Origin of the sequence: Oryzobacter terrae (assembly GCF_042756445.1) — a bacterium.
Classification (GTDB): Bacteria; Actinomycetota; Actinomycetes; order Actinomycetales; family Dermatophilaceae; genus Oryzobacter; species Oryzobacter terrae.
The window spans coordinates 1,567,960-1,592,097 of record NZ_CP170578.1; the positions used below are offsets into that span (position 1 = coordinate 1,567,960).

Genomic DNA, 24,138 nt, shown 5'->3' on the forward strand with positions numbered 1-24,138 from the left:
GGGAGGCAGGGTCGCCCCACCGACCTTGACGACCGCTGTGTCCGCGTCGTCTCGTGAGGTCGGGTCGTCGGTGCCCGAGTCGACGGAGGCCGAGTTGGTCACCGACGATCCCTCCGCCGCCGGCGTCACCCGCGCCGTGACGGTGACGACGGCCGTGGACGCCGGCGCCAGGTCACCCAGGGCGCAGGTGACGACGTCGTCCTGCGCAGCACACGTCCCCGTGTCCGTCTCGACCGCCCCGACGAGGACGAGCCCGTCGGGCAGGTGGTCGGTCACGACGACGTGGGCCGCCGTCGAGGGACCTTGGTTCCGCGTGGTCAGCGTGTAGGTGACCTCTTCGCCTGCTCGGACGACGTCCGTCGACGCCTCCTTGGAGATGCCGAGATCGGCAGTGGCCACTACGGCGACGACGACGGAGTCCGTGCGGTCGTTCGTGTCGGCGTCGGTCGTGGGCGACGCGACGACGGCGGTGTTCTCGATCGCGTCGGTGACGTCCGGTGCGACCGTCGCCGTGACGGAGACGACCACGACGCGCCCCGGCGCCAGGTCGCCGAGGTCGCACCGGAGGAGGCGGTCACCGCCGACGGTGCCACAGGCACCGGCGCTCGCCACCCGTGCGTTGCCCACCGCGTCCGGGAGCCGGTCAGTGAGGGTGACGGCGTCGCTCGTCGAGGGTCCGTCGTTGCGGACGGTCATCGTCCAGGTGATGTCCTCTCCGGCGACGACGGCGGCGACATCAGCCGACTTGACGACTGACAGGTCGGCGGCCCGCCCGGTCTCGGCGGACACCGTGGAGTCGTTGTCGGACGAGTCCGGATCGGGGGTCGAGGACGAGACGTGGGCGGTGTTCGTGAGCACGCCGGCGTTCCGTGCCAGCGTCGCGCTGACGGTCACGACGACGGGCTGGTCGACCGCGGCGACGCTGCCAAGGCGGCAGGAGACGACCCGGTCGTCACCGATGGGGTCGCACGTGCCCGTGCTGGAACTCGCCACGATGTCGGCCAGGCCCTTCGGCAGGGCGTCCGTGACGGTGACCTCGGTCGCCGTCGAGGGCCCTTGGTTGTCGACGGTGAGGCGGAACGTCACCCGGTCCCCGCCGACGGGGAGGGTGGGGGTGACCGTCTTGACGACCGACAGGTCTGCACTCGGAGCCGCGTCACCGGTCGCGGTGGCGGTGTTGTCATCGGCCTCGGGGTCCGAGGTCGGCGAGGCGACCGTCGCCGTGTTCCTCAGCGCGCCCGTGAAGGCGGGGTCGAGGAGGGCGCTGGCGGTGACGACCACCGGCCCGTCGGACGGCGAGAGGTCGCCGAGGTCGCACGCGAGCGTGCCGTCGACGACGTCGCACGTCCCTGCAGTCGTCGTGACGTCGACGTCGGAGAGCGCGGGGTCGAGGGGGTCCGCCACGGTGACGTCCGCGGCGCTGGACGGACCGGCGTCGAGGACGGTGATCCTCCAGGTGACCCGGTCGCCGGGGACGGGTTCGGCGGGCTCGATCTCCTTGCTCACCGAGAGGTCGGCCACCGGCGAGGGGTCGCCGCTGGCGGTCGCCGTGTCGTTTGCGGGCTCGGGGTCCTCAGTGTCGGAGTCGACGCTCGCGGTGTTGACGAGCGTGTCGGTGAAGCCGGCGTCGAGGGTTGCCGTCACGGTCACCGTCACGACGGCGCTCGCGTCGACGTCTCCGAGCCGGCAGAGGAGCAGGCCGTCGGAGGCGACGTCGCAGGTGCCCCCGCTGTCCGTCACCGCTGTCACCTGCGACAGCGCGACGTCCAGCTGGTCGGCGACGACGACGTTCGTCGCCGTGTCGGGACCGGCACTGCTCACGGTGATGGTGAACGTCACCTCGCCCCCGGGGACGGGCGCACTCGGCGACATCTCCTTCGAGATGGCGAGGTCGGCACTGGACGCCGCGGCCGCACCGGCGGCTCCGGGAGCGACGAGCACCGCGGCGAGCGACGCCAGACACACCGCGAGCAGGGCGCGCAGCGTCATCGCCACACGTCCCCTGACGGGACCACCGACCGACCGCACCTGTGACGACCCCTGACGCCCAGCACCACCGAAGCCCCGCAGGTGCGGCGCCTTGTCATGGTAGGGGCGCGGGGCGGCTCGTGGGTCCACTGCTGTGAGGTTGTGCCCAGGGACCGGCCACCCGACGCACCGCGCGGTGGACCGTCACCGCGCGCTGGCGGCGCCCTGCCCGAGGGGGACCAGCTGGAAGGTCTGCGGCGACACCGGGGCGCAGCACCCACCGGACGCGTCCTTGTCGGGGTCGAAGAGCCCGGCCCCGCCGCACACGCCCGTCTCCGGGAGGGTGAGCTCGACCCGGCCGGCGGCCTCGTGGTCACCGGCGAGGGCCGCGGCGACCGAGCGCACCTGCTCGAACCCGGTGAGCGCGAGGAAGGTCGGCGCCCGCCCGTACGACTTCATCCCGACGACGTAGAGGCCGGGCTCCGCGGGGTGGGCGAGCTCCGCCGCCCCGTGCGGGTACACGGTGCCGCAGGAGTGGACGTTGGGGTCGATGAGCGGCGCGAGCCGGACCGGGGCCTGCAGGCGCTCGTCGAGGTCGAGACGGACCTCTTCGAGCATGGCGAGGTTCGGCCGGAACCCGGTGAGCGTGACGACGCGGTCGAGGCGCTCGACCCGTGCGCCGTCCTCGCTCACGAGGGTGACGGTGCCGTCGTGCTGCTCGACCGCGGCGGTCCGGAACCCCGTGACGACCTCGACGCGCCCCGACTCCACGGCGGCGCGGGCCCGCTGGCCGAGGGCCCCGCGGGCGGGCAGCTCGTCGGCGTCCCCTCCCCCGAAGGCGTTGCCGACGCCACCGCGCCGCAGGACCCACACGACCTCGGTCCCGGGGACCTGCTCGGCGATGGCGGTGAGGGCGACGATCGCCGTGAGGGCCGAGTGGCCGGCACCGACGACGGCGGTGCGCCGACCTCCGTGGCGCTCGACGTCGGCCGGGGCGCCCTGGTCGGGCACGCGGTGGCCGAGGAGGGACGCGGCCTCGGCCTCGCCGTCGGCGGGGTAGCCGTCGCCCCCGAGGGGGTTGGGGTCGGAGAACGTCCCCGAGGCGTCGACCACGGCCGCCGCGGTCAGCCGCGAGCCCGTGCCGTCGGCCAGGCGCGCGTGTACGGTGAACGGCTCGTCCTCGCGTCCGGCGTCGACCACGCGGTCACGGCCGCGCCGGGCGACGCCGGTGACCGTGACGCCGTACCGCACCCGGTCGCCGAGGGCGTCGGCGAGCGGCTGGAGGTAGCGCGCGGCCCAGTCCGCTCCCGTGGGGTAGCCGCCGGGGTCGGGGGCGGTCCAGCCGCGGGGCTCGAGGAGGCGACGGGCGGCCGGGTCGACGAGCTCGGACCAGGGGGAGAACAGCCGGACGTGACCCCACGACCGGACCGCCGCGGCGGCCTGCTCGCCGCGCTCGAGGACGACGACCTCGAGGTCGCGCTCGAGGAGGTGCGCCGCGGCCGCGAGCCCTGTGGGGCCGGCTCCGACGACGACGACGGGGTGCTGGGGGGTGGGTGCGCCGGTCATGACACGCTCCTGATGGTTCGATGGATGTCGATACACCGATCTTGCCGTCCTATATCGACGGATGTCAAGATAGGGGCATGACGAGCACCGCACCCGTCCTCGAGCTGACCAGCGCCGGCGCCGTGGCCTGCTGCCCGCCCCTCACCCGCCAGGAGCTGGGCGCCGAGCAGGCCGAGCAGGTGAGCGCGATGTTCAAGGCACTCGGCGACCCGGTCCGGTTGCGCCTGTTCTCCAAGATCGCCGCCTCCCCCGGCGGCGAGGCCTGCGTGTGCGACATCCTCGACGTCGGCGTCTCGCAGCCCACCGTGAGCCACCACCTCCGCAAGCTGCGCGAGGCCGGGCTGCTCACGAGCCGCAAGGAGGGGACGTGGGTCCACTACGCCGTCGCACCGGGCGTCCTCGCCGCGATGGCCGCCCTGCTGCACTCCCCCGACTGAGGGGCGTCAGGCCCCGACCGGCTCGACGCCGAGCTCGTCGAGGAGGACGAGGACGCGGCGCCTGATCTCGTCGCGGATCGGCCGGACCGACTCCACGCCCCGGCCCGCCGGGTCGTCGAGCTCCCAGTCCTCGTAGCGCTTCCCCGGGAAGATCGGGCAGGTGTCGCCGCACCCCATCGTGATGACGACGTCGCTCGCCCGCACGGCGTCGGTCGTCAGCACCTTGGGGACCTCCGCGGTCAGGTCGATCCCCTCCTCGGCCATCGCCTCGACCGCCGCGGGGTTGACCCGGTCGGCGGGGGCCGACCCGGCGGAGCGGACCTCGACGGCACCGGCGGACAGGTGGTGGGTGTACGCCGCCGCCATCTGCGAGCGGCCGGCGTTGTGGACGCAGACGTAGAGGACCGAGGGTCGGGCGGCGGCATCCGGGGGCGTGGTCATCGTGGTTCTCCTGACGAGGGGTAGAGGGCGAGGACGAGGACGACACCGACGACGAGGCCCACCAGCTGGGCCGCGACGAAGGCCGGGGCGGAGGACGGGGCGATGCCGGCGAAGGTGTCGGAGAGGACGCGGCCCACGGTCACCGCGGGGTTCGCGAACGAGGTCGAGCTCGTGAACCAGTACGCCGCACCGATGTACGCGCCGACGGCGGGTGCGGCGAGGGCGCCACGACCCGAGCGCACGAGCGCGAAGACGAGGGTGACGAGGCCGGCGGTGGCGACCACCTCGGAGAGCAGGTGCGGCCCGGTCGCGCGCACGGTCGTCGACGTGGTCGTGGCCACGCCGAACATGACGTTGGCGAGCACCGCTCCGGCGACGCCGCCGAGCACCTGGGCCCCGGCGTACGCCCCCGCCCCGGCGAGCGACAGGCCCGACCCCGACCGCCGGCCGAGGAACCAGTCGGCGAGCGAGACGACCGGGTTGAGGTGCGCGCCGGACACGGGACCGACCATGAGGATGAGGGCGGTGAGCCCGAGGACGGTCGCCGTGCTGTTCTCGAGGAGCTGGAGGCCGACGTCCTCCGGCGAGAGGCGCTGCGCCGCGATGCCCGACCCGACGACCACGGCCACGAGGAGCCCGGTGCCCAGCGACTCCGCGAGGAGGCGGCGCGGGAGGGGTGGCGTCACGGGCTCGAGCACGCCAGCATCTTGACCGAGGCGCGACCACTCAGTCAAACTTGACTCAATGAACACTGAGCAAACGGTGACCCTGGAGAACCGGGTCCGGGTCCACGCCGCGATGGCCGACCCCACCCGGCTGCGCGTCGTCGACCTCCTCGCCACGAGCGACGCGTCGGTCTCGGAGGTCGGAGCCCGGCTCGGCGTGGCGTCGAACCTCCTCGCACACCACCTGCGCGTCCTCGAGCAGGCCGGGCTCGTGACCCGGCACCGGTCGGAGGGCGACGCGCGTCGGACCTACCTCTCCCTCGGGGGCCCCCTGGCGCCGCTGGTGCGGGACGGAGCCCCGCGGGGTGGCAGCGTCACGCCCGCCCGCAGGGTCCTGTTCGTGTGCACCGCCAACACCGCGCGCTCGCACCTCGCCGCCGCCCTGTGGCGGCGCGCCAGCACGGTCGAGGCCGCCTCCGCCGGAACCGATCCCGGCTCGAGGGTGAACCCGGCGGCGATCTCGGTGGGGCGTCGGCACGATCTCGAGGTCCCGGATGTCGCGCCCCGCCTCCTCGCCGACACGCTCGCCGGCGACGACCTCGTCATCACCGTCTGCGACCGGGCGCACGAGGAGATCGGTGTCGCTGCCTGGGCCCACTGGTCGGTCGCCGATCCCGTCGCCGGGGGACGCGCCGCGTTCGAGCGGGCGTACGCCGCGCTCGAGTCCCGGGTCCACGCCCTCGCCCCGGTGGTCGTGCCCGCCTGAGCCCGGCACCGGTCGGGTGCGGTCGGGCAGACTTCCCCCATGTCGCTCCCCGACCCGGCACTGGTCGTGCTCGTCGGCGCGTCGGGCTCGGGGAAGTCGACGTGGGCGCGGCGCTACCGCGCGGAGGAGGTCGTCAGCTCCGACACCCTGCGCGGCGTCGTCGGCAGCGGACCCCACGACCTCGACGCGTCGACCGACGCGTTCGCCCTCCTCGAGGCGATCGTCGCGGCGCGCCTCGGGCGTCGGCTGACGACCGTCGTCGACACGCTCGGCCTCGACGGGGACCGTCGACGGCGGTGGCTCGAGCTCGCCCGGACGGCGGGGCTTCCCGCGGTGCTCGTCGTCCTCGACACCCCCGACGACCTCTGCCGCCGCCGCAACGCCGAGCGCGACGTCCCCGTCCCCGCACCGGCCCTGGCGGGGCAGCTGCGCCGGGCCCGCGAGGTGGCCGGGGAGGTCGGTGCCGAGGGATGGGACGTCGTCCTCCGGGTCGCTCCGGAGACCGCCGAGGCCGCCCCGCGTCCCGAGCGCGCGGAGCCGGCAGACCGCCTCGGAGCGGCCGGGGACCGGACCTCGTCCACCGGGGTCGAGGTGCTCCTCCAGGTGTCGCGCTTCCCGTGGGGCGAGGACCCGATGGGGTGGCTGCGCGACGTGGCCCTCGCGGCGGACGAGGCGGGGTTCGCCGGGCTCTCGCTCATGGACCACCTCATCCAGATCCCGCAGGTCGGCCGGGCGTGGGACCCGGTCCCGGAGCCGTGGGTCGCGCTCGGTGCCCTCGCCGCCCTCGACACCGGCCTGCGGCTCGGCACCCTGTGCACGCCGGTCACCTTCCGCCAGCCGGGGATCACGGCCAAGGCCGCCGCGACCCTGTCGGCGCTCACCGGCGGACGGGCCTTCCTCGGCATCGGAGCCGGCTGGTGGGAGCGCGAGCACGCCGCGTACGGGCTGCCGTTCCCCTCGGCCCCGGAGCGGCTCGACGAGCTGGAGTACTCCATCCGGCTCCTGCGGGCGCTGTGGGCGCCGGGCACCAGGCCGCACTCCGAGCACGGGGTCCACCTGCCCGAGACCACCTGCTACCCCAGGCCACCCGCCCCCGTGGCGGTCATCGTCGGCGGCGGTGGGGAGAGGCGGACCCTGCGGATCGCCGCCGAGCTCGGCGACGCCTGCAACATCGTCTCCTCGGACGCCGAGCTCCTGCGGCACAAGGTCGACGTCCTGCGCGCGCACTGCGCGCAGGTCGGCCGCGACCCGGCCGAGGTCGCCGTCACCGTCCTCGACCTGCCCGTCGTCGGACGCGACCGCGACGACGTCTGGGCGCGGGTCGAGCGGCTGCGCGGCCGCACGAAGGCCGCGACGTTCGCGGCCCGCACGCACGCCGGCACGGTCGCCGAGCACCGCACCAGGCACGCAACGCTCGCCGGGCTGGGCGTCTCCCAGGTCTTCCTCACCACTCCTGACCTCTCCGGGCCGGAGGACGTCCTCGCCCTCGCGGGCCTGAACTCCTGAGCCGCGAGCGCCCTCAGCGGAACGACATCCGCCGCTCGCTGAGCAGGGCCACGGCGGCGTCCGCCAGGCGGGACCCCGACTCCTCGCTCCGCCCCCGCAGCAGCTCGAGCGCCTCCGGCTCGCTGAGTCCCTCGCTCGCCATGAGCACCCCGACGGCCAGGCCGACGACCCGCACCGAGTCGGTGGCCACGACGGCACGGGCCTCCCTGCCGGCCGCGAGGCGTGCGGTGAGGGCGAGCGACCACCGGTCGGCGAGGGCGCCGAGGACGGACAGCTCGGACGGGGTGACGATGCCGGGCGCCACCGACGCCAGCACGACGGACCCGATGGCGGCCTCGCCGGGGACGCCCAGCGGGACCGCGACCCACCGACGCAGCGCGACGCGGCTCCCGAGGACGGCTCCGGAGAAGGCCGGCCAGCGGCGCTCGTGCTCGAGGTCGCGACAGACGACGAGCTCGCCGGCCCCCACGGCCTCGGTCGACGGCCCCTCGCCCCGGCACGCCTCCACCGTCAGCGCGGCCGCGACGCCCGGGGCGCTGGTCACGACGACCTCAGGGCTCCCGGCACGGTGGTCGACGACCGCGACCTCGTCGAAGCCGGGCAGTCCCAGGCGGACGGTCGGCGGCTCCGGTCGGGAGGCCGACTCCCCCGCTGCGGGCACCACGTCCGCCGCGACGAGGTCGATCGCCTCGCGTTCCTCCGACGCCACGGCCCGCATCAGAAGACCGGCTTCCCGCCGGTCACGCCCAGGACCGACCCGGAGACGTAGCTCGCCTCGTCGGACGCGAGGAAGACGAAGGCCGCCGCGACCTCGACCGGCTGGCCGGGACGCCCGAGCGGGGTGTCGGAGCCGAAGCCCTCGACCTTCTCGGGCGCCATCGTCGCGGGGATGAGCGGCGTCCAGATGGGCCCCGGCGCCACGGCGTTGACCCGGACGCCCCGGGGGCCGAGCTCCTGCGCGAGGTTGGCCACGAGGTTGTTCAGGGCCGCCTTCGTCGCCGCGTAGTCGAGGAGGTGGTCCGACGGCTGGTACGCCTGGACCGAGGTCGTGACGAGGACGTTGCCCCGGTTGCGGGCGAGCTCCTCGGCCAGCTCGCGCACGAGCCAGAACGGCGAGAAGACGTTGGTGGCGAAGGTGCGCTCGACCTGCTCGGGCGGGAAGGCCTCGACGGCGTCGTGCGTCATCTGGAAGGCCGCGTTGCACACGAGGACGTCGACACCGCCGAGGGCGTCGAGCGCCGCCCGCGCGAGGTCGACGTTGGCCTCGTGGGTCCGCAGGTCACCCGGCACCACCACGACCCGTCGGCCCTCACCCCGCACGAGGGCGGCCGTGCGGTCGGCGTCGGCCTGCTCCTCCGGAAGGTGGGAGAAGGCGACGTCGGCCCCCTCGCGCGCGAAGGCGAGGGCGACGGCGCGGCCGATGCCCGAGTCGCCACCGGTGACGAGCGCCCGCTTGCCGACGAGGCGGTCGCGGCCCGTCCACGAGTCCTCGCCGTGGTCGGCGCGCGGGTTGAGCTCGGCCGTGCTCCCGGGCCAGTCCTGCTGCTGTGCGGGCAGGTCGGTGGTCATCGTCCGCTCCTCTCGTCGGTGCCTGTGCCCTCCCCCTCGTCGGGCCGGGCATCCCCCGACCGTGCGGGCGCGTCCTCGGACGCCACCTTGAGGTCGTGGAGGACCGCGGAGCCCTCGAAGGGGTCCTCCCAGCCGGGGGGTGGAGGTGGGTCCCGGGGAAGGGGAGGGTCCGTGACGGCCGGGGCCGTGGCGTCCTCCTCGGGCCCGTCCGCACCCTGTCCCGGTGCCGTCGTCATGACCTCTCCGTACCCCGTCCGGGCCTCGTCATCCGTCCGCGGGACGGACGGTCGCGGGCGCCGGCGTCGTTTTGCCGCGTTCCCGAGCGGGTACCGCCTCGGTATGACCACCACGCACGACGAGGCGACCACCACCGGGACGGAGGGGGTGGACGCCGACGCCGCCCAGGTGGCCCGGCTCGCCCTCGCCCGCGGGTGGTCGGTCGGCACCGCGGAGTCGCTGACGAGCGGGTCGGTCGCGAGCGTCCTCGGCGCGGCGCCCGACGCCGCGTCGTGGTTCCGGGGGTCGGTCGTCGCCTACGCCCGTGAGGTCAAGTTCCACCTCCTCGGCGTCCCGCGTGGCCCGGTGGTCAGCGAGGCCGCGGCCGTCTCGATGGCCCGCGGGGCGCGGCGCGAGCTGCGGGCCGACGTCGTGGTGTCGACCACGGGCGCCGGCGGGCCGCAGTCCGAGGACGGCCAGCCTCCCGGGACCGTGTGGCTCGCCGTCGCGTGGCCCGGGGGCAGGCACGCCGAGGAGCACCACCTCCCGGGCGACCCGGCCGAGGTCGTCGCCGGGGCCACGGCCCTGTCGGTGCGGATGCTGCGGGCCGCCCTCGAGGAGGAGGCGGGCTGACCGCCGCGGGTCGGGTCAGCCGGTGGCGACCCGGCCGAGCCGGGTCCAGGTCTCGACGACGGTGTCCGGGTTGAGCGACATCGTGTCGATGCCCTGCTCGAGGAGCCACTCGGCGAGGTCGGGGTGGTCGCTCGGGCCCTGGCCGCAGATGCCGACGTACTTGCCGCGCGCCTTGCACGCGGTGATGGCCGCCGCCAGCATGAACTTGACCGCGGGGTCGCGCTCGTCGAACCCGGCTGCCACGAGGCTGGAGTCGCGGTCCAGGCCGAGGGTCAGCTGGGTCATGTCGTTGGACCCGATGGAGAACCCGTCGAAGTGGTCGAGGAAGGCGTCGGCGACGACGGCGTTCGAGGGGACCTCGCACATCATGATCACCGAGAGGTCGTTCTCACCCCGGGTGAGGCCGTGCTCGGCGAGGAGCGCGACGACGCCCTCGGCCTCGGTGACGGTGCGCACGAACGGGATCATGATCTTGACGTTCGTCAGGCCCATGTCGTCGCGGACGAACTTCAGGGCCTCGCACTCCATCGCGAAGCACTCGCGGAACTCCTCCGAGAGGTAGCGCGAGGCCCCGCGGTACCCGATCATCGGGTTCTCCTCGTGCGGCTCGTAGAGCTCGCCGCCGACGAGGTTCGCGTACTCGTTGGACTTGAAGTCCGACATCCGCACGATGACCGGCTTCGGCGCGAAGGCCGCGGCGATCGTGGCGACGCCCTCGGCGACCCGCTGGACGAAGTACTGCCGGGGCGAGTCGTAGGGGGCCACGGCCGCGTCCACCCGGTCCCGGACCGTCCCGGTCAGTGACTCGTGGTCGAGCAGCGCCTTGGGGTGGATGCCGATCTGGCGGTTGATGATGAACTCGAGCCGGGCCAGCCCGACGCCCTCGTTCGGGAGTCGCGAGAAGGCGAACGCCTGGTCGGGGGTGCCGACGTTCATCATGATGCCGACCGGGATCGAGGGCATCGCCGCCATGTCGGTCTCCTCGACCGCGAAGTCGACGAGGCCGTCGTAGACGTAGCCGGTGTCGCCCTCCGCGCACGAGACGGTGACCTCGCGGCCGTCGGCGAGCTCGCGGGTGGCGTTGCCGGCGCCGACGACCGCGGGGATGCCGAGCTCACGCGCGATGATCGCCGCGTGGCAGGTGCGACCCCCACGGTTGGTCACGATCGCGCTGGCGCGCTTCATGATCGGCTCCCAGTCGGGGTCGGTCATGTCGGCGACGAGGACCTCGCCGGGCACGAAGTCGCGCATCTGGTCGGCCGAGGCGAGGACCCGGACCGCGCCGGCCCCGACCTTCTGGCCGATCGCGCGCCCCTCGACCACGGGCGTCCCCCCGCCGCTGATCCGGTACCGCGTGACCGTCGTCGCCGACTGCCGCGACTTCACCGTCTCGGGCCGGGCCTGGAGGACGTAGAGGCGCCCGTCGGTGCCGTCCTTCCCCCACTCGATGTCCATCGGGCGGCCGTAGTGGTCCTCGATGACGAGGGCGTGCCGGGCCAGCTCCTCGACCTCGGCGTCGGTGAGACTGAGCAGGGCCCGGTCGGCCGGGTCGACGTCGACGAACTCGGTGGTGCGGCCCACCTCGGCGTCGGAGGTGTAGACCATCTTCGTCGCCTTGTCGCCGACGCCCCTCTTGAGGATGGCGGGGCGGCCGGCACGCAGCCCCGGCTTGTAGACGTAGAACTCGTCGGGGTTCACCGCGCCCTGGACGACGGCCTCACCCAGCCCGTACGAGGAGGTGATGAAGACGGCGTCGTCGAAGCCGGACTCGGTGTCCATGGTGAACATGACCCCGGAGGCACCGACGTCGGAGCGGACCATCCGCTGCACGCCCGCCGACAGCGCGACCGTCTCGTGCTCGAACCCGTGGTGGACCCGGTAGGCGATGGCCCGGTCGTTGTAGAGCGACGCGAACACCTCCTTGACCGCGCGCAGGACGTTGTCGACGCCCGCGATGTTGAGGAAGGTCTCCTGCTGCCCGGCGAACGAGGCGTCGGGCAGGTCCTCGGCCGTCGCGCTCGAGCGCACGGCGAAGGTGGCGTCGGGGTTGCCCTCGGCCAGCTGCTCGTACGCGCGGCGGACGTCGGCCTCGACGTCGTCGGGCAGCGGCTGCGCGATGACGGCGGCGCGAACGGCCTGCCCGACGTCGGCGAGCGCGATGACGTCGTCGGTGTCCAGACCCCTCATGAGCTCGACGATCCGCTCGGCGAGCCCCTCCTGCCCGACGAAGCGCCGGTAGGCGTCGGCCGTCGTGGCGAACCCGTCGGGGACGTTCACCCCCGCCGACGACAGGTTCCCGACCATCTCGCCGAGGGACGCGTTCTTGCCGCCCACCTGGTCGAGGTCCTTCATGCCCAGGCTCGAGAACCACAGGACGTTGCTCATGACCGACTTCTCTCTGACGGGGTCCGCGAGCCCCGGGACGGCGTCCGCGAGCCCATCGACTGGAGGATCAGCGTCGACATCTCCTCGACGGACCGGGTGGTGGAGTTGATGACCGGGATGCCGTTGGCCTTGTAGAGGGCGTCGGCGCGGCGCAGCTCCTTGGTGCACTGCTCCAGGGAGGCGTAGGTGGAGTCCGGCCGCCGCTGCTGGCGCACCTCGCTGAGCCGCGCCGGGGTGGCGATGAGCCCGAAGCACCGGTCGCCGAGGTCGGCCAGGGGGCGCGGCAGCCGCGTCGTCTCGAGGTCCTCGTCGAGGAGCGGGTAGTTCGCGACGAACACCCCGTGCTGGAGTGCCAGGTACATCGTCGTCGGCGTCTTGCCGCACCGGGAGGGCGCCACGAGGATCACCTCGGCGCGGTCCAGGGCCCGCAGGCTCTGGCCGTCGTCGTGCTCGATCGCGTACTCCACGGCCTGCATCCGCGAGTTGTAGCGGACGATGTCGCCGACGCCGTGCAGCCGGGCGGCGACCCGGGCGCCACGCGCCCCGAGGACCGCCTCGACCTTCTCCATGTGCATCTCGAAGAAGTCGATGATCGGGCAGCGCGAGGTGAGCAGGACCTCGCGGACCTCGTCGGTGGCCGCGGTCGTGAACGCCAGGGGGGTGACCGGACCGTCCATGGCGGCATCGAGGATCGCGACGACCTTGTGCGCCTCCTCGGCCGTGGCGATGAACGGGATGAGGCGCCGCTCGAAGCGCCGCTCGGGGAACTGGATGAGCAGCGCGTTGCCCATCGTCTCGGCGCTGATCCCCGTGCTGTCGGAGAGGAAGAACACGGGGACGGCCGGGTCTTCCATGGGCCCGAGGCTATGCCCTGCGTCGCCGGGCGTGCCACGCGCGTTCCGCTGTGGGGGACCCGCTCAGGTCGTCACGACGATCTTGCCGCGCGCGTGGTCGACCTCGAGGTGGCGCATCGCGGCGGCGGCGTCCAGCAGGGGGTACGTCCGCTCGACGACCGCGCGGATCTCGCCGCGGGCCACCATGCCGGCGAGCTCGGCCAGGCGGGCGGCGTCCGGCGCGGCCCTCGGCACCCGGACCCGCAGGCCGAGGAGCCGTCCGACCAGCGCCGCCCGGGCCATGAGGCCCACCGGGCCGAGGACGCCGCCCTCGCCGGGGTTGCCGCCACCCGAGAGCACCAGGGTCCCGCCCGGTGCGACGACCCGGCGCAGGTCGCGCAGGGTGCGGTTGCCGACGAGGTCGACGACGACGTCGTGGGTGCCTCCGGCCCGGGTCACGTCCTCGCGGGTGTAGTCGACGACCTCGGCGGCACCGAGCGAGGTGACGAGGTCGACGTTGCGGGTGCTGCACACCGCGGTGACGTGGGCCCCGAGCGCCACGGCGAGCTGCACCGCGAACGTCCCGACCCCGCCCGAGGCGCCGACGACGAGGACCCGGTGGCCGCTGCGCACACCGCCGCTGGTGAGGCAGAGGTCGGCGGTGGTGGCCGCGAGCGGCAGCGCGGCGGCCTCCTCGAAGGACAGGCCGGGCGGCTTGGTGGCCAGGCAGGTCTGCGGGACCACGACGTACTCGGCGAGCGTCGCGCCGTCCTCCCCGAGCACCTCGTCGCCGACGAGCCACGACGTGACGCCGGGGCCCACCGCCTCGATCGTCCCGGAGACGTCGCGACCGCGGATCCGCTCCCGGGGTCCGGTGCGCCCGAAGACCCGGCGGTCCATGAGCCGGGCGACCCTCGGCTCGCCGCGCATGATGTGCCAGTCGGCGGCGTTGAGCGAGGCCGCCGCGACCCGGACGAGCACCTCGCCCTCCCCCGGCTCCGGGCGGGCGACGTCGTCGACGCGCAGCACGTCGGAGGTGCCGTACCGGTCCTGCACGAGCGCCTTCATGGTGTCCTCTGCCCTGGTGGTCCGGACGGTGCCGGCCGGTTCCTCGACGGTAGTGACGGGCCGGGCGCCCCACCATCGGGGTCGACCCTGACCCCGCCCCTGAGCCGCCCCGGGCCCGGCCACTCCCCCGACCCTCGACACGACGGCATGGACGGCCGCGGGAGCGGGTATGACCTGCTCGTGCCACGCCGACACTCCTGCTGCCTCCGCCGCCCCACCCCCGGACCTCGGGGGCCCCGATGACCGAGCCCCTCGACGAGGTCCTGGCCGAGCAGGCCGCCACCGGGCTCGGGACCGCCCACCGCGACGAGGTGGTCGCCGCCATCGCCGAGATGGTCGCGCACCCGGAGTACCCCTGCCTCGGTGCGCGCTCGGTCTTTCGCCGCGACGCCGCCACGACCGTCGTCCTCGACGACCTCACCGACACCTCGCCCGGCGGCTCCCTCGACCAGCTCGGCGAGGAGCTGCGGGCGTTCGCGCAGGACGTCGACGCCACCGGCGACCTCGTCTCGTTCGTCGCGTGCTTCCGCGGGCCGGAGCTCGAGGACGAGCCGCAGTTCGAGCACGCGCTCTGGACCGCGCTGCAGCACCTCCACGACCACGACGACGAGCAGTGGGCCGAGGGCGTCGCCGCCGATCCCGGCAACCCGCACTTCGCGTTCAGCATCGCCGCGACCGCCTTCTTCGTCGTCGGCCTCCACCCGCAGGCCTCCCGGATCGCCCGGCGGGCCCCTTTGCCGACCCTCGTGTTCAACCTCCACGAGCAGTTCGAGCGGATGCGCGCGGACGGCAGGTTCGAGCGGATGCGTGACACGATCCGGCGACGGGACACCGACCTCCAGGGGGCACCCAACCCCATGGCGGTCGACCACGGGGCGTCCTCCGAGGCGCGCCAGTACTCGGGCCGGGCGGTCCCCGACGACTGGGAGCCGCCCTTCACCGCCGACCCCGACCAGGCCCCGACCCCCACCGACGAGGAGCACGCGTGAACCCCGCGCAGCGCAGGTACCCGCGCACCGACGAGCCGCCCGCCTACGCCGGCGGACCCGAGGGCCCGGCCCCCGGGTGGACCCGCATCCCCCCGCAGACGGGGACGGCCGTGGTCCTCGCACCGGGCGACCGCCTCACCCTCCTCGACCCCTGCGGCGAGCAGGTGAGCGACCTCTACCTCGTCGCCGCCGACGACCCGGCCGAGGTGTTCTCCTCGGGGCGGACGACCGACTTCGGGAACTCGGTGTACGTCTCGACGGGCTCCTCGCTCTGGAGCAACCGGAGCCGGGTCCTCGCCGACGTCGTCGAGGACTCCGTCGGGACCCACGACCTGACCCTCACCCCGTGCAGCCAGGAGACCTTCGACCTGCTCTACCCGGAGTTCCACGGCGCGCCGCACCCCTCCTGCTTCGCGAACCTCGTCGGCGCCCTCGGCCGGCACGGCGTGGACCCCGACCGGATCGGCACGACCCTCAACGTCTTCATGGACGTGTGGACCGACGAGGGCGGGGAGCTCCACATCGACCCGCCGCCCACCCGCGCCGGCGACCGCTTCACCATCGAGGCGAGGCTGCCCGTCGTCGCGGGGATCACCGCCTGCTCGGCCGAGAAGTCGAACAACGGCACCTGCACCCCCATCGACGTCCGTGTCGAACGTCGGGGTCGCGACGACTGAGCCGGACGACAACGGGTAGGTCGCCTCCATGACGACATGGAGCACGACGGTGCGCGCGACGCACCTGCTGACCAACGCGGCCTGGTTCGGGGGGTCGCTCATGGGAGCGGTCGCCCTCAACCCGGCGTCCCGTGAGGGCGACGACGCCCGCGAGCGCGCCGCGATCCTCGACGAGGGCTGGGGCCGGTGGGGACCCGTGCAGGGCGCGGCCGTCGCCCTGCACCTGCTGAGCGGCGTGGCGATCGTCGCCGACAACCGGCGCCGCGTCCTGGCCCACCGGCCGACGACCGTCGCCGTCGTCCTCAAGACGGCCCTCACGGGCCTGGCCGTCGCCGCCAGCGCGGAGGCGTACCGGTCCGGCGCGGCCCTCGGGGACGCGCAGGAGGCCGCCGACCGCGACCCGTCCGCACGCCGGAAGGCACGCGAGCTCGGGGAACGGCTGCGGTGGGTCCAGTGGGCCACCCCGGCGGCGACGGCCGGGCTGCTCGTCCTCGACGCCTACCTCGGCGAGCAGCAGCGCGGCGTCGCCGGGCTGCTCGACCGGCCGCCGCGTCTCGGCCGCCGGTGAGGCGCGAGTTCGCGTTCGAGTTCGAGCGCTCGTACCGGCTCCCGGCGCTGCTCTTCGGGATCCGTCCGGCGACCGCTCGTGCGGCCGTGACCGAGGACGAGCTCCTCGTGCGCTTCGGCCCGTGGCGGCTGCGCACCCCGCGGTCCAACGTCGCCGGCACCGACGTCACGGGCGACTACGCCTGGCTGCGGACCGCCGGTCCGGCGCACCTGGGTCTGCGGGACCGCGGCGTCACCTTCGCGACGAGCTCGCGGCGCGGGCTGTGCGTGTCGTTCGTCGAGCCCGTCGTCGTCCTCGACCCGACCGGGACCCTGCGCCACCCCGCGGCGACGCTGACCGTCGCCGACCCCGATGCGCTGGCCGCGGCCCTGAGCGGCCCCTAGGTGTGATGTCCAGTCACGTTGGTCGAGTTTGTGTGAGGACTCGATCTGACCGGTGACAGGTGAAGACCTCCCGGTGTGGAGTGGAGCTGCTTGACGGTTCCGCTCCCGCACCAGGAGGTCCTCGTGTCTCACGCTACTCATTCCAACGCTGCCCTGACTCCACGCGCCCGGCTGCGGTTGGGACAACTGGTCGTGGATCACGACTGGCCTATCGCCCGGGCGGCCGAGCGGTACGACGTGTCCTGGAGGACTGCCGCGAAGTGGGCCGAGCGGTACCGCGACGAAGGCGCTGCCGGGATGGTGGACCGCTCGAGCGCGCCGCACCACCAGGCTGGCCGGACCCCGACCAGGGTGGTCCGACGGATTGTGAGCCTGCGGCTGCGACATCGCCTCGGCCCGGTCGCGATCGGTGACCTGCTCGGGATGCAGGCCTCTACGGTGCACGCGGTCCTGGTGCGATGCCGGCTCAACCGGCTCACCCATATCGACCGGGTCACCGGTGAACCGATCCGCCGCTACGAGCACGAACGTCCCGGCGACCTGCTCCACGTCGACGTCAAGAAGCTCGGCAAGGTCCCCGACGGCGGCGGCTGGCGCTACGTCGGGCGCGAACAAGGCTTGCGGAACCGGTCAGCGACCTCGCGGCGGACCGGAGCACCCAAGAGCAAGTACCACCACCCGCTGATCGGGACCTGCTACCTGCACACCGTCATCGACGACCACTCCCGGGTGGCCTACGTCGAGGCCCACGACGACGAGACGAAGGAGACCGCCACGGCCGTGCTCCGCAACGCTGTCGCGTGGTTCGCTGCCCGCGGAGTCACCGTGCGCCAGGTGCTGTCCGACAACGGTGGCGCCTACCGCTCCTACCTGTGGCGCGACACCTGCACCGAGCTCGGCATCACCCCGAAACGGACCCGCCCCTACCGACCACAGACCAACGGCAAGATCGAACGCTTCCACCGCACCCTGGTCGACGGGTGGGCCTTCAAGACGTTCTATCCCTCCGAGACCGACCGCCTCGCCGCCCTGTCACCATGGCTCCACCAGTACAACCACCACCGGCCCCACTCAGCGATCGGCAAGGTCGCACCCATCACCCGGTTGGACAACCTGGCTGGGCATCACACCTAGGCGCCGTCCGGGGAGCCGGCGTCGTCGGGGGCGGCGTCCTCATCGACGTCGAGCGCGGCGAGCTCCGCCAGGGCGTGCTCCCACCGGCGGCGGCGGGCCGTCGCCGACTGCTCCCACCACGGGTCCCCCCGCTCCCCCAGGCCGTGCTTGGCGAGGTCGACCCGGCGGCGGGCCCGCGCCACGGCGGCGTCGTCGGCCGACCGCCTCGCCCGACCCACGGCGGACCGCCCGCGTCCCAGGTGCGACAGGAGCGTCCCGCGGACGTCGGCGGGCAGGTCGGGGTCCTCACGCCGCCAGCGCCGCCCGTCGACGACGAGGAAGCGCTCGTCGTCACCGGGCCCCTCCGGTCGGTCGTCCACGGACCTCAGGCGGAGTCGGGGCCGACGTGGGGCAGGAGGATGGCGCGGGCGATGTCGAGCTCGTCGCCGCCCGACCGGCGGGCGGCCTCGGCGATGACGCCGCGTGCCGTCTCGCGGTCGACCCCGCGGCCCGCCATGACGACGCCCATCGCCTGACCGAGGGTGCTCTCGGCGTCGATGGCCTCGAGGGCGTGCGTGGCGCTCTCGCGGGACGAGAAGGTGAGGTCCGCGTTGCTGACGGCGTCGGGCGCCCACGCTCCGAGGACGGCGGCCACGTCCTCGGCCTTGCCCCGGAACGCCTCCGCCTCCGCCGCGTAGAGGTTGACGCCGCCCACGAGGTGCCCACCGTGGTGGATGGGCATCGACAGGGTGCTGCGCACGCCGTGCCGGGCGCTGGCGCGGGCGAAGTCGGCCCACCGCTCCTCGGCGAGGAAGCCGTCCTCGTCACCACCGTGGATCGTCTCGTCGGTCGCCACGGCGTCGACGCACGGACCGCCCACGGCGTACTGCACGCCGTCGAGCAGCGTGACGTCGGGAGAGGAGGAGACGAGGGTGAAGGTGACCCCGCCCTCGGCCACCGTCAGGCTGAGGCCCACGCAGCTCGGCACGAGGCGCTGGACCTGCTCGCCCTGGTCCATGAGCCCGCGCAGGAGGTCGGCCTCGGACCACCGGCCGACGGCCTCCATCGCCCGGCGGGTCTCCGGCAGGGGTTCGAGGGGCACGGGCACTCCCGCCGTCTGGTCCATGACGAGTCCATTCCCCGTCCCCGAGCGCCGCAAACTCCCGGAGCCGGTGGGGTCCTCGCGCCGCTGACCGGACGTCAGGGGGCGCGGTCGACGTCGAGGTCGATGGGCGCGACCCCGGTGTCCCCGACCTCCGTCGCGACGTCGACCAGCTTGCGGTTGGTGGTCTGGCTCGCCACCCGCAGGATGTCGAACGCCTGCTGGCGGGTGAGGCCGTGGCGGGCCATGAGCACGCCGACGGCGATCCCGATCTCCCGGTTGCTCTCGAGGCCCTTGAGCAGGTTCTCGGCCTTGGTGTGGGCCGCGTCGGCCGTGACGAGCAGCGCGCAGTGGCTGGCCAGGACGAGCCCCCGGTGGACGTCGGTGCGCGAGAACGCGTCCCGTCGGTCCGAGGCGAAGTTCAGGGCGGCCACGGAGTCGTTCTCGTCGAGCAGGTGGAGGCGGTAGGCGAGCATGCTGCGCACGCCCAGCTCGTCCCGCAGCCGTTCCCCGAGCGGGGCCCACCGCGGCTCGTCGGCGATCTCGGGCGTGAGGAAGGTGGCGTCCTCGACGGCGGCGTCGACGCAGGGACCCGACCCGAAGGCGTACTGGTGGGCGTCGATGGCGCGGGCCACGTCGTCGGTCGCGACCAGGGTGTGGAACCGTTCCCGGCGCAGCACCGTGACGCTGGCCCACCGGGCGCCGACGAGGTCAGAGGCACCCCGCTCGATGAGGCGCTGGAGCGCGGCGTGGCCGCCCACCGTGCCCAGGTCCCGGTGCACCTCGGCGACGGCCTCGGCGAGCCTGCGCAGCAGGCGGCTGTCGTCGCCCGGCTCCGCCGGGGTGCTCGGGCTCGGTTCCGGTCGGTCGTGATCGGTCACCGGTGGTCCCTACCCCCGATGCGTCGCGACACTCGTCGGATGCCGGACATTTCCCGAGTCCGTGGTCAGGGGCCGGTGACGCTCCAGCGACCGTCCGGGCCGCGCTCCGCCAGCCCCAGGGCGCGGAACCTCTCGAGCCAGGTCTCCATCGGCCACCACCCCCACACCTCGGCGAAGGCGTTGGCGTTGCGCACGATGTCGGCGAGGTGGTCGACCGGCGGGTCGGCGCTGTCGTGGTACTGGTGGACGGCCTCCGCCCCGCCGACGAGGGACAGGCGGCCACCCGAGCGCACGAGGCGCTGGCCGAAGTCGGTGTCCTCGGCGCCGTAGCCGACGTAGCGCTCGTCGAAGCCGCCGACGGCGCAGAAGTCGGCCACGGAGACCGCGAAGGACAGGGACCAGAACAAGGTGACGTCCTCGCAGGGCTCGACGGCCGTGGCCGGCAGCAGCGGACGGGCCGGGTGGTGCCGCGGCGCACCTCGGTCCTCGCCGCTCCCCGACGGCGGAGGCTGCTCGTAGGCCACTCCACCGCACAGGACGACGGGCCCCGCCGCGACCGGGGCCCCGGCGAGGACCTCGGCGTACCGCTCCACGAGCCGGGGGTCCGGGACGCAGTCGACGTCGAGGAAGACCAGGTCGTCCACCCCGGCCAACGTGGCGGTGGCCGCCCCGAGGTTGCGGGCCGCGGCGAGCGGCAGCAGACCGTCGGGACACGACACCGACGGGAGGCGGACGTCCCAGTCCGGGTCGGCCTCGGCGCGCACGACGTCGTGGACCAGCGGGTCGTCCATGGCCACGACGACGTACACGTCGGGCCCGCGCGTCTGGCGCCGGAGCCCACGGACCTGCGCGGCGAGGTGGTCGTGACGGCCCCGCACGACGGTGACGACACCGACCCGGCGGGTGCTCACGGCCCTCATGACACCCGGGTGCCGGCGAGGGCCGCCGGAGGCGTGGCCCTCCCGCCCTGCGCCCCGGCGAGGGCGTCGAGGTGGGTGGCCGCCGCGAGCGCGCCACGGCCGGTGCTCCAGCGCTCCCAGCCGCCACCGCCCCGCCGCTGGGCGCGGTCGAGGAGGTCGGGCCACTCCCGGGCAGAGGGCCACGTGCTGCGACCGTCGGCGACGTCCAGCCTCGACAGCGCCTCGACCGTCGCCTGCTGCTCGCCGTGGGGCCGGTGCTGCGCCAGCACCACGGCAGGCGCGCGAGCCGCCGCGACGTCGGCGACGGCGTTCTGCCCGGCGTGCGTGACGACGACGTCGGCCGTGCACAGCTCGAGCCACAGGTCGGGAGAAGGGGCGTCGGGACTGCGTTCGGTCCACCGCCACCCCGGTGTGGCCTCCTGCGCCGCGCGCACCGCGGCGTCGTCGACGTCGCGACCGCCGGCGCCCCAGAGCAGGAGGACGCGGGACGCGTCGTGGGCGGTCCCCACGCGGGTCGGACGCGGCAGTCCGTCGAACCGGGAGATCCCGCCGACGGGCCACACCTTGCGCGTCCACGACTCGGGCCACGACCGCGAGTGCGCCTCCGCGGGCCACGGGGCCAGCAGGGCGTCGGCGAGGTCGTGGGCGGCGCGGTGGGGGCGGTCGGTCCGGTCACCGGGCATCGCCGTGACGACGACGGGGACGCCGCACAGGCGCAGGAGGAGGGCGACCTCGACCGACACGTCCACGACGACGAGAGCGGGCCGCTCCCGCGCCACCCAGGACGCGAGCGCCGCCATCCGGTCGCCGAGGCCGGGGTGGTGCCGGGGAGCCCAGTGCAGGACCCCACCGGCCCGCACGTCGGCGTCGTCCTCGTCGGCCACCGCGGGGTCGTCGTCGGGCCCGAGCTCGACCCAGCGTCCGGCCCAGCCGTCGGGGGCGGGCAGCGAGCTGAGCCCCACCAGCTCCTCGCGCAGGTGCGCGGCGACGGCGAGCATCCGGGTGAGGTGCCCCCGGCCGTGGTGGTGGACGTAGTACCCGATCACGCGGCGCCCCGCAGGGTGCTCATCGACCCGTAGACGCGCAGGTACTCCTCGACCATCCGCTCGACCGAGCACGTCCGGACCGCGTGCCGGCGGCAGGACGCCCGCGACAGGCGCACGGCCTCGTCGACCGCGGCCCCCGCTGCCGCGACGTCGTCCGCGGCGACGACGCGACCCACCTGCTCCGTGAGGACCTCGGGCAGCCCGCCCCGGTCGAAGGCCACGACCGGGGTGCCGCAGGCGAGGGACTCGGCGGCGACCAGCCCGTAGGGCTCGTCCCACACGGGCGTCACGAGCGTCGCGGCGCTGTGGCCGACGAGCGAGCGGAGTCCGCTCGTGTCGAGGTGGCCCACGTACTCGGCATCGGGTCCCAGCCGCGGCAGGACCATGGTCTCGACGTACTCCCGGTCCCCCACGGGTCCGGCGAGCCGGACGCGACGACCGGCGGCGCGCGCGATGTCGATGGCGAGGTGCGGCGCCTTCTCGGGGACGAGGCGGCCGACCCAGGCGAGGGCGTCACCGCCGGGGCCCTCGCTCCAGCGCTCCACGTCGACGCCGTTGAGCACGACCTCGGCGTCGGCGACGTGGGACCACGCCCGGCGGGTGTGCTGGCTCACCGCGACGTAGCGGCTCCGGGGGTCGTCGGCGATCGAGACGGCCGGCTCCAGCCACGGCGTGGGGGGCGTGTGGAGGGTGGTGACCATCGGGGCCGTCGCCGCCCCGGCCATGGCGACCGGCAGGTGGTGGAGGCTGTTGTTGTGGATGACGTCGACGTCGTCGCGGGCCTGCAGCTCGAGCATCAGCTGGAGGTAGGCGTGGTGCTCGGCCAGCCAGGCCTCGGGCGCCATCGAGACGTCCTGGCGGGCCGCGCTGCTCAGGGCGAGGGGCCTGGTGGTCAGCTCCCTCGCGCCGAGCGCGGGGTCGCTGCCGTGGCCGGCGAACACGGTCACGGCCACGCCCCGCGCGCGCAGGCCGCGGCACAGGTGCCAGGTCAGGGACTCGAGGCCACCGGCGAAGGGCTCGGCGAGCGGGAAGCGCGCCGCGGCGATCAGGACGACGTGCACACCGGCCTCCGTTCCAGCACGGCGGCGTAGAGCTCCTCGTGGGCGCGGGCGAGGGCGCGCCGCTCGGCCCGCCGCTCCGCCGGGTCCGCCCGCCACTGCGGTCGTTCCCGGTGGGCGCGCAGCAGCGCCTCGCCCAGCGACGCGGTCCCCGGGGCGGGCTCCCCGCTGCCCGGGGCGGCGTAGACGAGGCAGGGGCGCTGCTCGGCGTAGTACCCGCAGTCGGGCGCGAGCACGGTCGTCCCGAGGTCGTGGCACGCCTCGAGCCAGCCCGAGTGCGTGCCGAAGCGGTACGGCAGGACCGAGACGTCGAGCGAGCCGAGGTACTCCCACAGCTCGTCGTCGCTGAAGAAGTCGTGGACCCGCAGGTCGATGGCGCCCGTCTCGGCGAGCGCGGTCAGCCGCGTCGCCAGGGGACGCGCGTACCGGTCGGAGCCCGGGGTCATGACGTCGGTGTGGGCGTCGACCCGAAGCGTGGTCCCGGGCATCGACGGCAGCGCGGCCACGGCCTCCTCGATGACGGGGGCCGGCTCCATCCCGGCGCGCAGGCTCTTGACGTGGATGCCCACGACGAAGCCCTCGTGGGGTGTCCGTGGGCGCGACAGGATCGGTTCGTCGACGACGTGGGGGTGCGGCAGCACGGTGGCGTCGCGGCCGTGACGCCGGGCCACCTCGGCGGCCGCACCGGGCGTCAGCGTCACGACGGCGTCGGCCCCGGCGACGAGGACGCCGAGCTGGGCGTCGTGCAGCTCGGGCTCGTCGTGGTGCGGGTTGCGGAGGTCGTGGACGGTCACGACGAGGGGACGGTCCCGCTCGCGGAGGGCGTCGACGAGGCCCTGGAGGCTCTCCGGGGACTCACCGTCGAACCCGAAGTGGACGTGCATGACGTCGAACTCGTCGGCGTGCTCGCGGACCCAGTCCGGCCGGAGCATCACCGGGGGCCACCACGGTGCGGCCTCGTGCCGGCCGGCCGTCAGCGGGTCGGCGAGGCGCGACACGCGACCTCCGCCGCCCAGCGGCTCGAGGTGGCGGACGTAGACGTGGTCCGACGGGATCGACGCGATGACGGGCACCGGGGACCTCCTTCCCTGCAGGGTCCCGAGGCCACCGCCAGGTCATGGCGCGTCGTCCGGGACACCGCGGAGATACCCGGGACGGGGCCGGGCAAACGCCGGGACAGGTGGTCGACCTCTCCGCGCTCGTCCCTGATGACCTGCGCGGACGCCTCTCCCACCCCAACCCTCACCACGGGGAACCCGAGCGGGCGCCCGGCCCTTTCTGCCCCTCGAAGTCGCTACGGTCGAGGAACCGACGTTGATCGTCGGTTGTGGTCCGACCAAGCGCCACA

The 24,138-nt window shown here is 74.4% G+C and carries 24 protein-coding genes and 1 pseudogene; 9 read left to right on the top strand and 16 right to left on the bottom strand.

The genetic code is table 11. The features are described from left to right. Positions 1 to 42: 42 nt before the first annotated feature. Together ACFWN3_RS07285 and ACFWN3_RS07290 are read right to left on the bottom strand one after the other, a co-directional pair. Positions 43 to 1,989, bottom strand: a pseudogene (locus ACFWN3_RS07285) (DUF11 domain-containing protein); the annotation flags it as partial. Between the two features lie 183 nt (positions 1,990 to 2,172). Beyond that, positions 2,173 to 3,534 carry an FAD-dependent oxidoreductase gene (locus ACFWN3_RS07290; protein ID WP_377644813.1) on the bottom strand — a complete coding sequence of 454 codons (1,362 nt, stop codon included), beginning with the start codon at positions 3,532 to 3,534 and terminating at the stop codon, positions 2,173 to 2,175. 77 nt (positions 3,535 to 3,611) lie between these two features. On the opposite strand from ACFWN3_RS07290, the gene ACFWN3_RS07295 reads away from it, so the two are divergent. Next, positions 3,612 to 3,971 carry an ArsR/SmtB family transcription factor gene (locus ACFWN3_RS07295; protein ID WP_377644815.1) on the top strand — a complete coding sequence of 120 codons (360 nt, stop codon included), beginning with the start codon at positions 3,612 to 3,614 and terminating at the stop codon, positions 3,969 to 3,971. A 6-nt stretch (positions 3,972 to 3,977) separates the two neighbouring features. Here ACFWN3_RS07295 and ACFWN3_RS07300 read toward each other — a convergent pair whose 3' ends face one another. Then, positions 3,978 to 4,412 carry an arsenate reductase ArsC gene (locus ACFWN3_RS07300; RefSeq protein WP_377644817.1) on the bottom strand — a complete coding sequence of 145 codons (435 nt, stop codon included), beginning with the start codon at positions 4,410 to 4,412 and terminating at the stop codon, positions 3,978 to 3,980. Next, a complete protein-coding gene (locus ACFWN3_RS07305) occupies positions 4,409 to 5,110 on the bottom strand; it encodes an aquaporin (RefSeq protein ID WP_377644819.1) in 702 nt (233 codons plus the stop codon). Before ACFWN3_RS07305 ends, ACFWN3_RS07300 begins: the two co-directional genes overlap by 4 nt. Before the next feature lie 46 nt (positions 5,111 to 5,156). On the opposite strand from ACFWN3_RS07305, the gene ACFWN3_RS07310 reads away from it, so the two are divergent. Together ACFWN3_RS07310 and ACFWN3_RS07315 are read left to right on the top strand one after the other, a co-directional pair. Then, a complete protein-coding gene (locus ACFWN3_RS07310; RefSeq protein ID WP_377644821.1) occupies positions 5,157 to 5,843 on the top strand; it encodes a helix-turn-helix domain-containing protein in 687 nt (228 codons plus the stop codon). A 39-nt stretch (positions 5,844 to 5,882) separates the two neighbouring features. After that, a complete protein-coding gene (locus ACFWN3_RS07315) occupies positions 5,883 to 7,349 on the top strand; it encodes an LLM class flavin-dependent oxidoreductase (protein WP_377644823.1) in 1,467 nt (488 codons plus the stop codon). Positions 7,350 to 7,362: 13 nt separating this feature from the next. Here the strand turns inward: ACFWN3_RS07315 and ACFWN3_RS07320 are convergent, their stop codons facing one another. Continuing rightward, a complete protein-coding gene (locus tag ACFWN3_RS07320) occupies positions 7,363 to 8,058 on the bottom strand; it encodes an ANTAR domain-containing protein (protein WP_377644825.1) in 696 nt (231 codons plus the stop codon). An 8-nt stretch (positions 8,059 to 8,066) separates the two neighbouring features. After that, the gene (locus ACFWN3_RS07325; protein WP_377644827.1) at positions 8,067 to 8,918 is read right to left on the bottom strand and encodes an SDR family oxidoreductase; all 852 of its coding nucleotides are present in this window, start codon (positions 8,916 to 8,918) and stop codon (positions 8,067 to 8,069) included. A 339-nt stretch (positions 8,919 to 9,257) separates the two neighbouring features. Here ACFWN3_RS07325 and ACFWN3_RS07330 point away from each other — a divergent pair, with 339 nt between their 5' ends. After that, positions 9,258 to 9,767 (top strand): CinA family protein, encoded by a 510-nt coding sequence (locus ACFWN3_RS07330; RefSeq protein ID WP_377644828.1) that lies wholly within the window; start codon positions 9,258 to 9,260, stop codon positions 9,765 to 9,767. 15 nt (positions 9,768 to 9,782) lie between these two features. Here the strand turns inward: ACFWN3_RS07330 and ppsA are convergent, their stop codons facing one another. The 3 genes from ppsA to ACFWN3_RS07345 all read right to left on the bottom strand — a co-directional run bounded on the left by ppsA (position 9,783) and on the right by ACFWN3_RS07345 (position 14,053). Beyond that, a complete protein-coding gene (gene ppsA / locus ACFWN3_RS07335) occupies positions 9,783 to 12,152 on the bottom strand; it encodes a phosphoenolpyruvate synthase (RefSeq protein WP_377644829.1) in 2,370 nt (789 codons plus the stop codon). Continuing rightward, entirely contained in the window at positions 12,149 to 13,006 is an 858-nt protein-coding gene (locus tag ACFWN3_RS07340) for a pyruvate, water dikinase regulatory protein (protein WP_377644831.1), read from the bottom strand. The genes ppsA and ACFWN3_RS07340 overlap by 4 nt, the downstream gene beginning before the upstream one ends. A 63-nt stretch (positions 13,007 to 13,069) precedes the next feature. Beyond that, the gene (locus tag ACFWN3_RS07345; RefSeq protein ID WP_377644833.1) at positions 13,070 to 14,053 is read right to left on the bottom strand and encodes an NAD(P)-dependent alcohol dehydrogenase; all 984 of its coding nucleotides are present in this window, start codon (positions 14,051 to 14,053) and stop codon (positions 13,070 to 13,072) included. A 239-nt stretch (positions 14,054 to 14,292) separates the two neighbouring features. Between ACFWN3_RS07345 and gntA the strand changes: the two genes are divergently transcribed. The 5 genes from gntA (at position 14,293) to ACFWN3_RS07370 (ending at position 17,804) form a co-directional block, all read left to right on the top strand. Further along, positions 14,293 to 15,042, top strand: coding sequence for a guanitoxin biosynthesis heme-dependent pre-guanitoxin N-hydroxylase GntA (gene gntA / locus ACFWN3_RS07350; protein ID WP_377644835.1), 750 nt, complete (start codon positions 14,293 to 14,295; stop codon positions 15,040 to 15,042). Then, entirely contained in the window at positions 15,039 to 15,719 is a 681-nt protein-coding gene (locus ACFWN3_RS07355) for a DUF1989 domain-containing protein (RefSeq protein WP_377644837.1), read from the top strand. The genes gntA and ACFWN3_RS07355 overlap by 4 nt, the downstream gene beginning before the upstream one ends. Positions 15,720 to 15,747: 28 nt before the next feature. Then, positions 15,748 to 16,287, top strand: a complete 540-nt coding sequence (locus ACFWN3_RS07360; RefSeq protein ID WP_377644839.1) for a hypothetical protein — start codon at positions 15,748 to 15,750, stop codon at positions 16,285 to 16,287. Beyond that, on the top strand, positions 16,284 to 16,670 hold the full coding sequence (locus tag ACFWN3_RS07365) for a hypothetical protein (RefSeq protein ID WP_377644841.1): 387 nt from the start codon (positions 16,284 to 16,286) through the stop codon (positions 16,668 to 16,670). The genes ACFWN3_RS07360 and ACFWN3_RS07365 overlap by 4 nt, the downstream gene beginning before the upstream one ends. Positions 16,671 to 16,793: 123 nt before the next feature. Next, on the top strand, positions 16,794 to 17,804 hold the full coding sequence (locus ACFWN3_RS07370; protein ID WP_377645555.1) for an IS481 family transposase: 1,011 nt from the start codon (positions 16,794 to 16,796) through the stop codon (positions 17,802 to 17,804). Here ACFWN3_RS07370 and ACFWN3_RS07375 read toward each other — a convergent pair. From ACFWN3_RS07375 to ACFWN3_RS07405, 7 genes are all read right to left on the bottom strand, one after another. After that, positions 17,801 to 18,163, bottom strand: coding sequence for a 2-polyprenylphenol hydroxylase (locus ACFWN3_RS07375; protein ID WP_377644843.1), 363 nt, complete (start codon positions 18,161 to 18,163; stop codon positions 17,801 to 17,803). The genes ACFWN3_RS07370 and ACFWN3_RS07375 overlap by 4 nt on opposite strands. Before the next feature lie 5 nt (positions 18,164 to 18,168). Further along, the gene (locus ACFWN3_RS07380) at positions 18,169 to 18,909 is read right to left on the bottom strand and encodes a GAF domain-containing protein (RefSeq protein ID WP_377644845.1); all 741 of its coding nucleotides are present in this window, start codon (positions 18,907 to 18,909) and stop codon (positions 18,169 to 18,171) included. A gap of 74 nt (positions 18,910 to 18,983) precedes the next feature. Next, complete coding sequence (locus ACFWN3_RS07385) at positions 18,984 to 19,766, bottom strand: GAF and ANTAR domain-containing protein (protein WP_377644847.1); 783 nt, start codon at positions 19,764 to 19,766, stop codon at positions 18,984 to 18,986. A gap of 65 nt (positions 19,767 to 19,831) precedes the next feature. Next, positions 19,832 to 20,677, bottom strand: a complete 846-nt coding sequence (locus tag ACFWN3_RS07390; RefSeq protein WP_377644849.1) for a glycosyltransferase family 2 protein — start codon at positions 20,675 to 20,677, stop codon at positions 19,832 to 19,834. Positions 20,678 to 20,682: 5 nt separating this feature from the next. After that, on the bottom strand, positions 20,683 to 21,732 hold the full coding sequence (locus ACFWN3_RS07395) for a hypothetical protein (protein ID WP_377644851.1): 1,050 nt from the start codon (positions 21,730 to 21,732) through the stop codon (positions 20,683 to 20,685). Then, on the bottom strand, positions 21,729 to 22,793 hold the full coding sequence (locus ACFWN3_RS07400; RefSeq protein WP_377644852.1) for a glycosyltransferase: 1,065 nt from the start codon (positions 22,791 to 22,793) through the stop codon (positions 21,729 to 21,731). Before ACFWN3_RS07400 ends, ACFWN3_RS07395 begins: the two co-directional genes overlap by 4 nt. Further along, a complete protein-coding gene (locus ACFWN3_RS07405; protein ID WP_377644853.1) occupies positions 22,778 to 23,863 on the bottom strand; it encodes a glycosyltransferase family 1 protein in 1,086 nt (361 codons plus the stop codon). Before ACFWN3_RS07405 ends, ACFWN3_RS07400 begins: the two co-directional genes overlap by 16 nt. Positions 23,864 to 24,138: the final 275 nt, after the last annotated feature.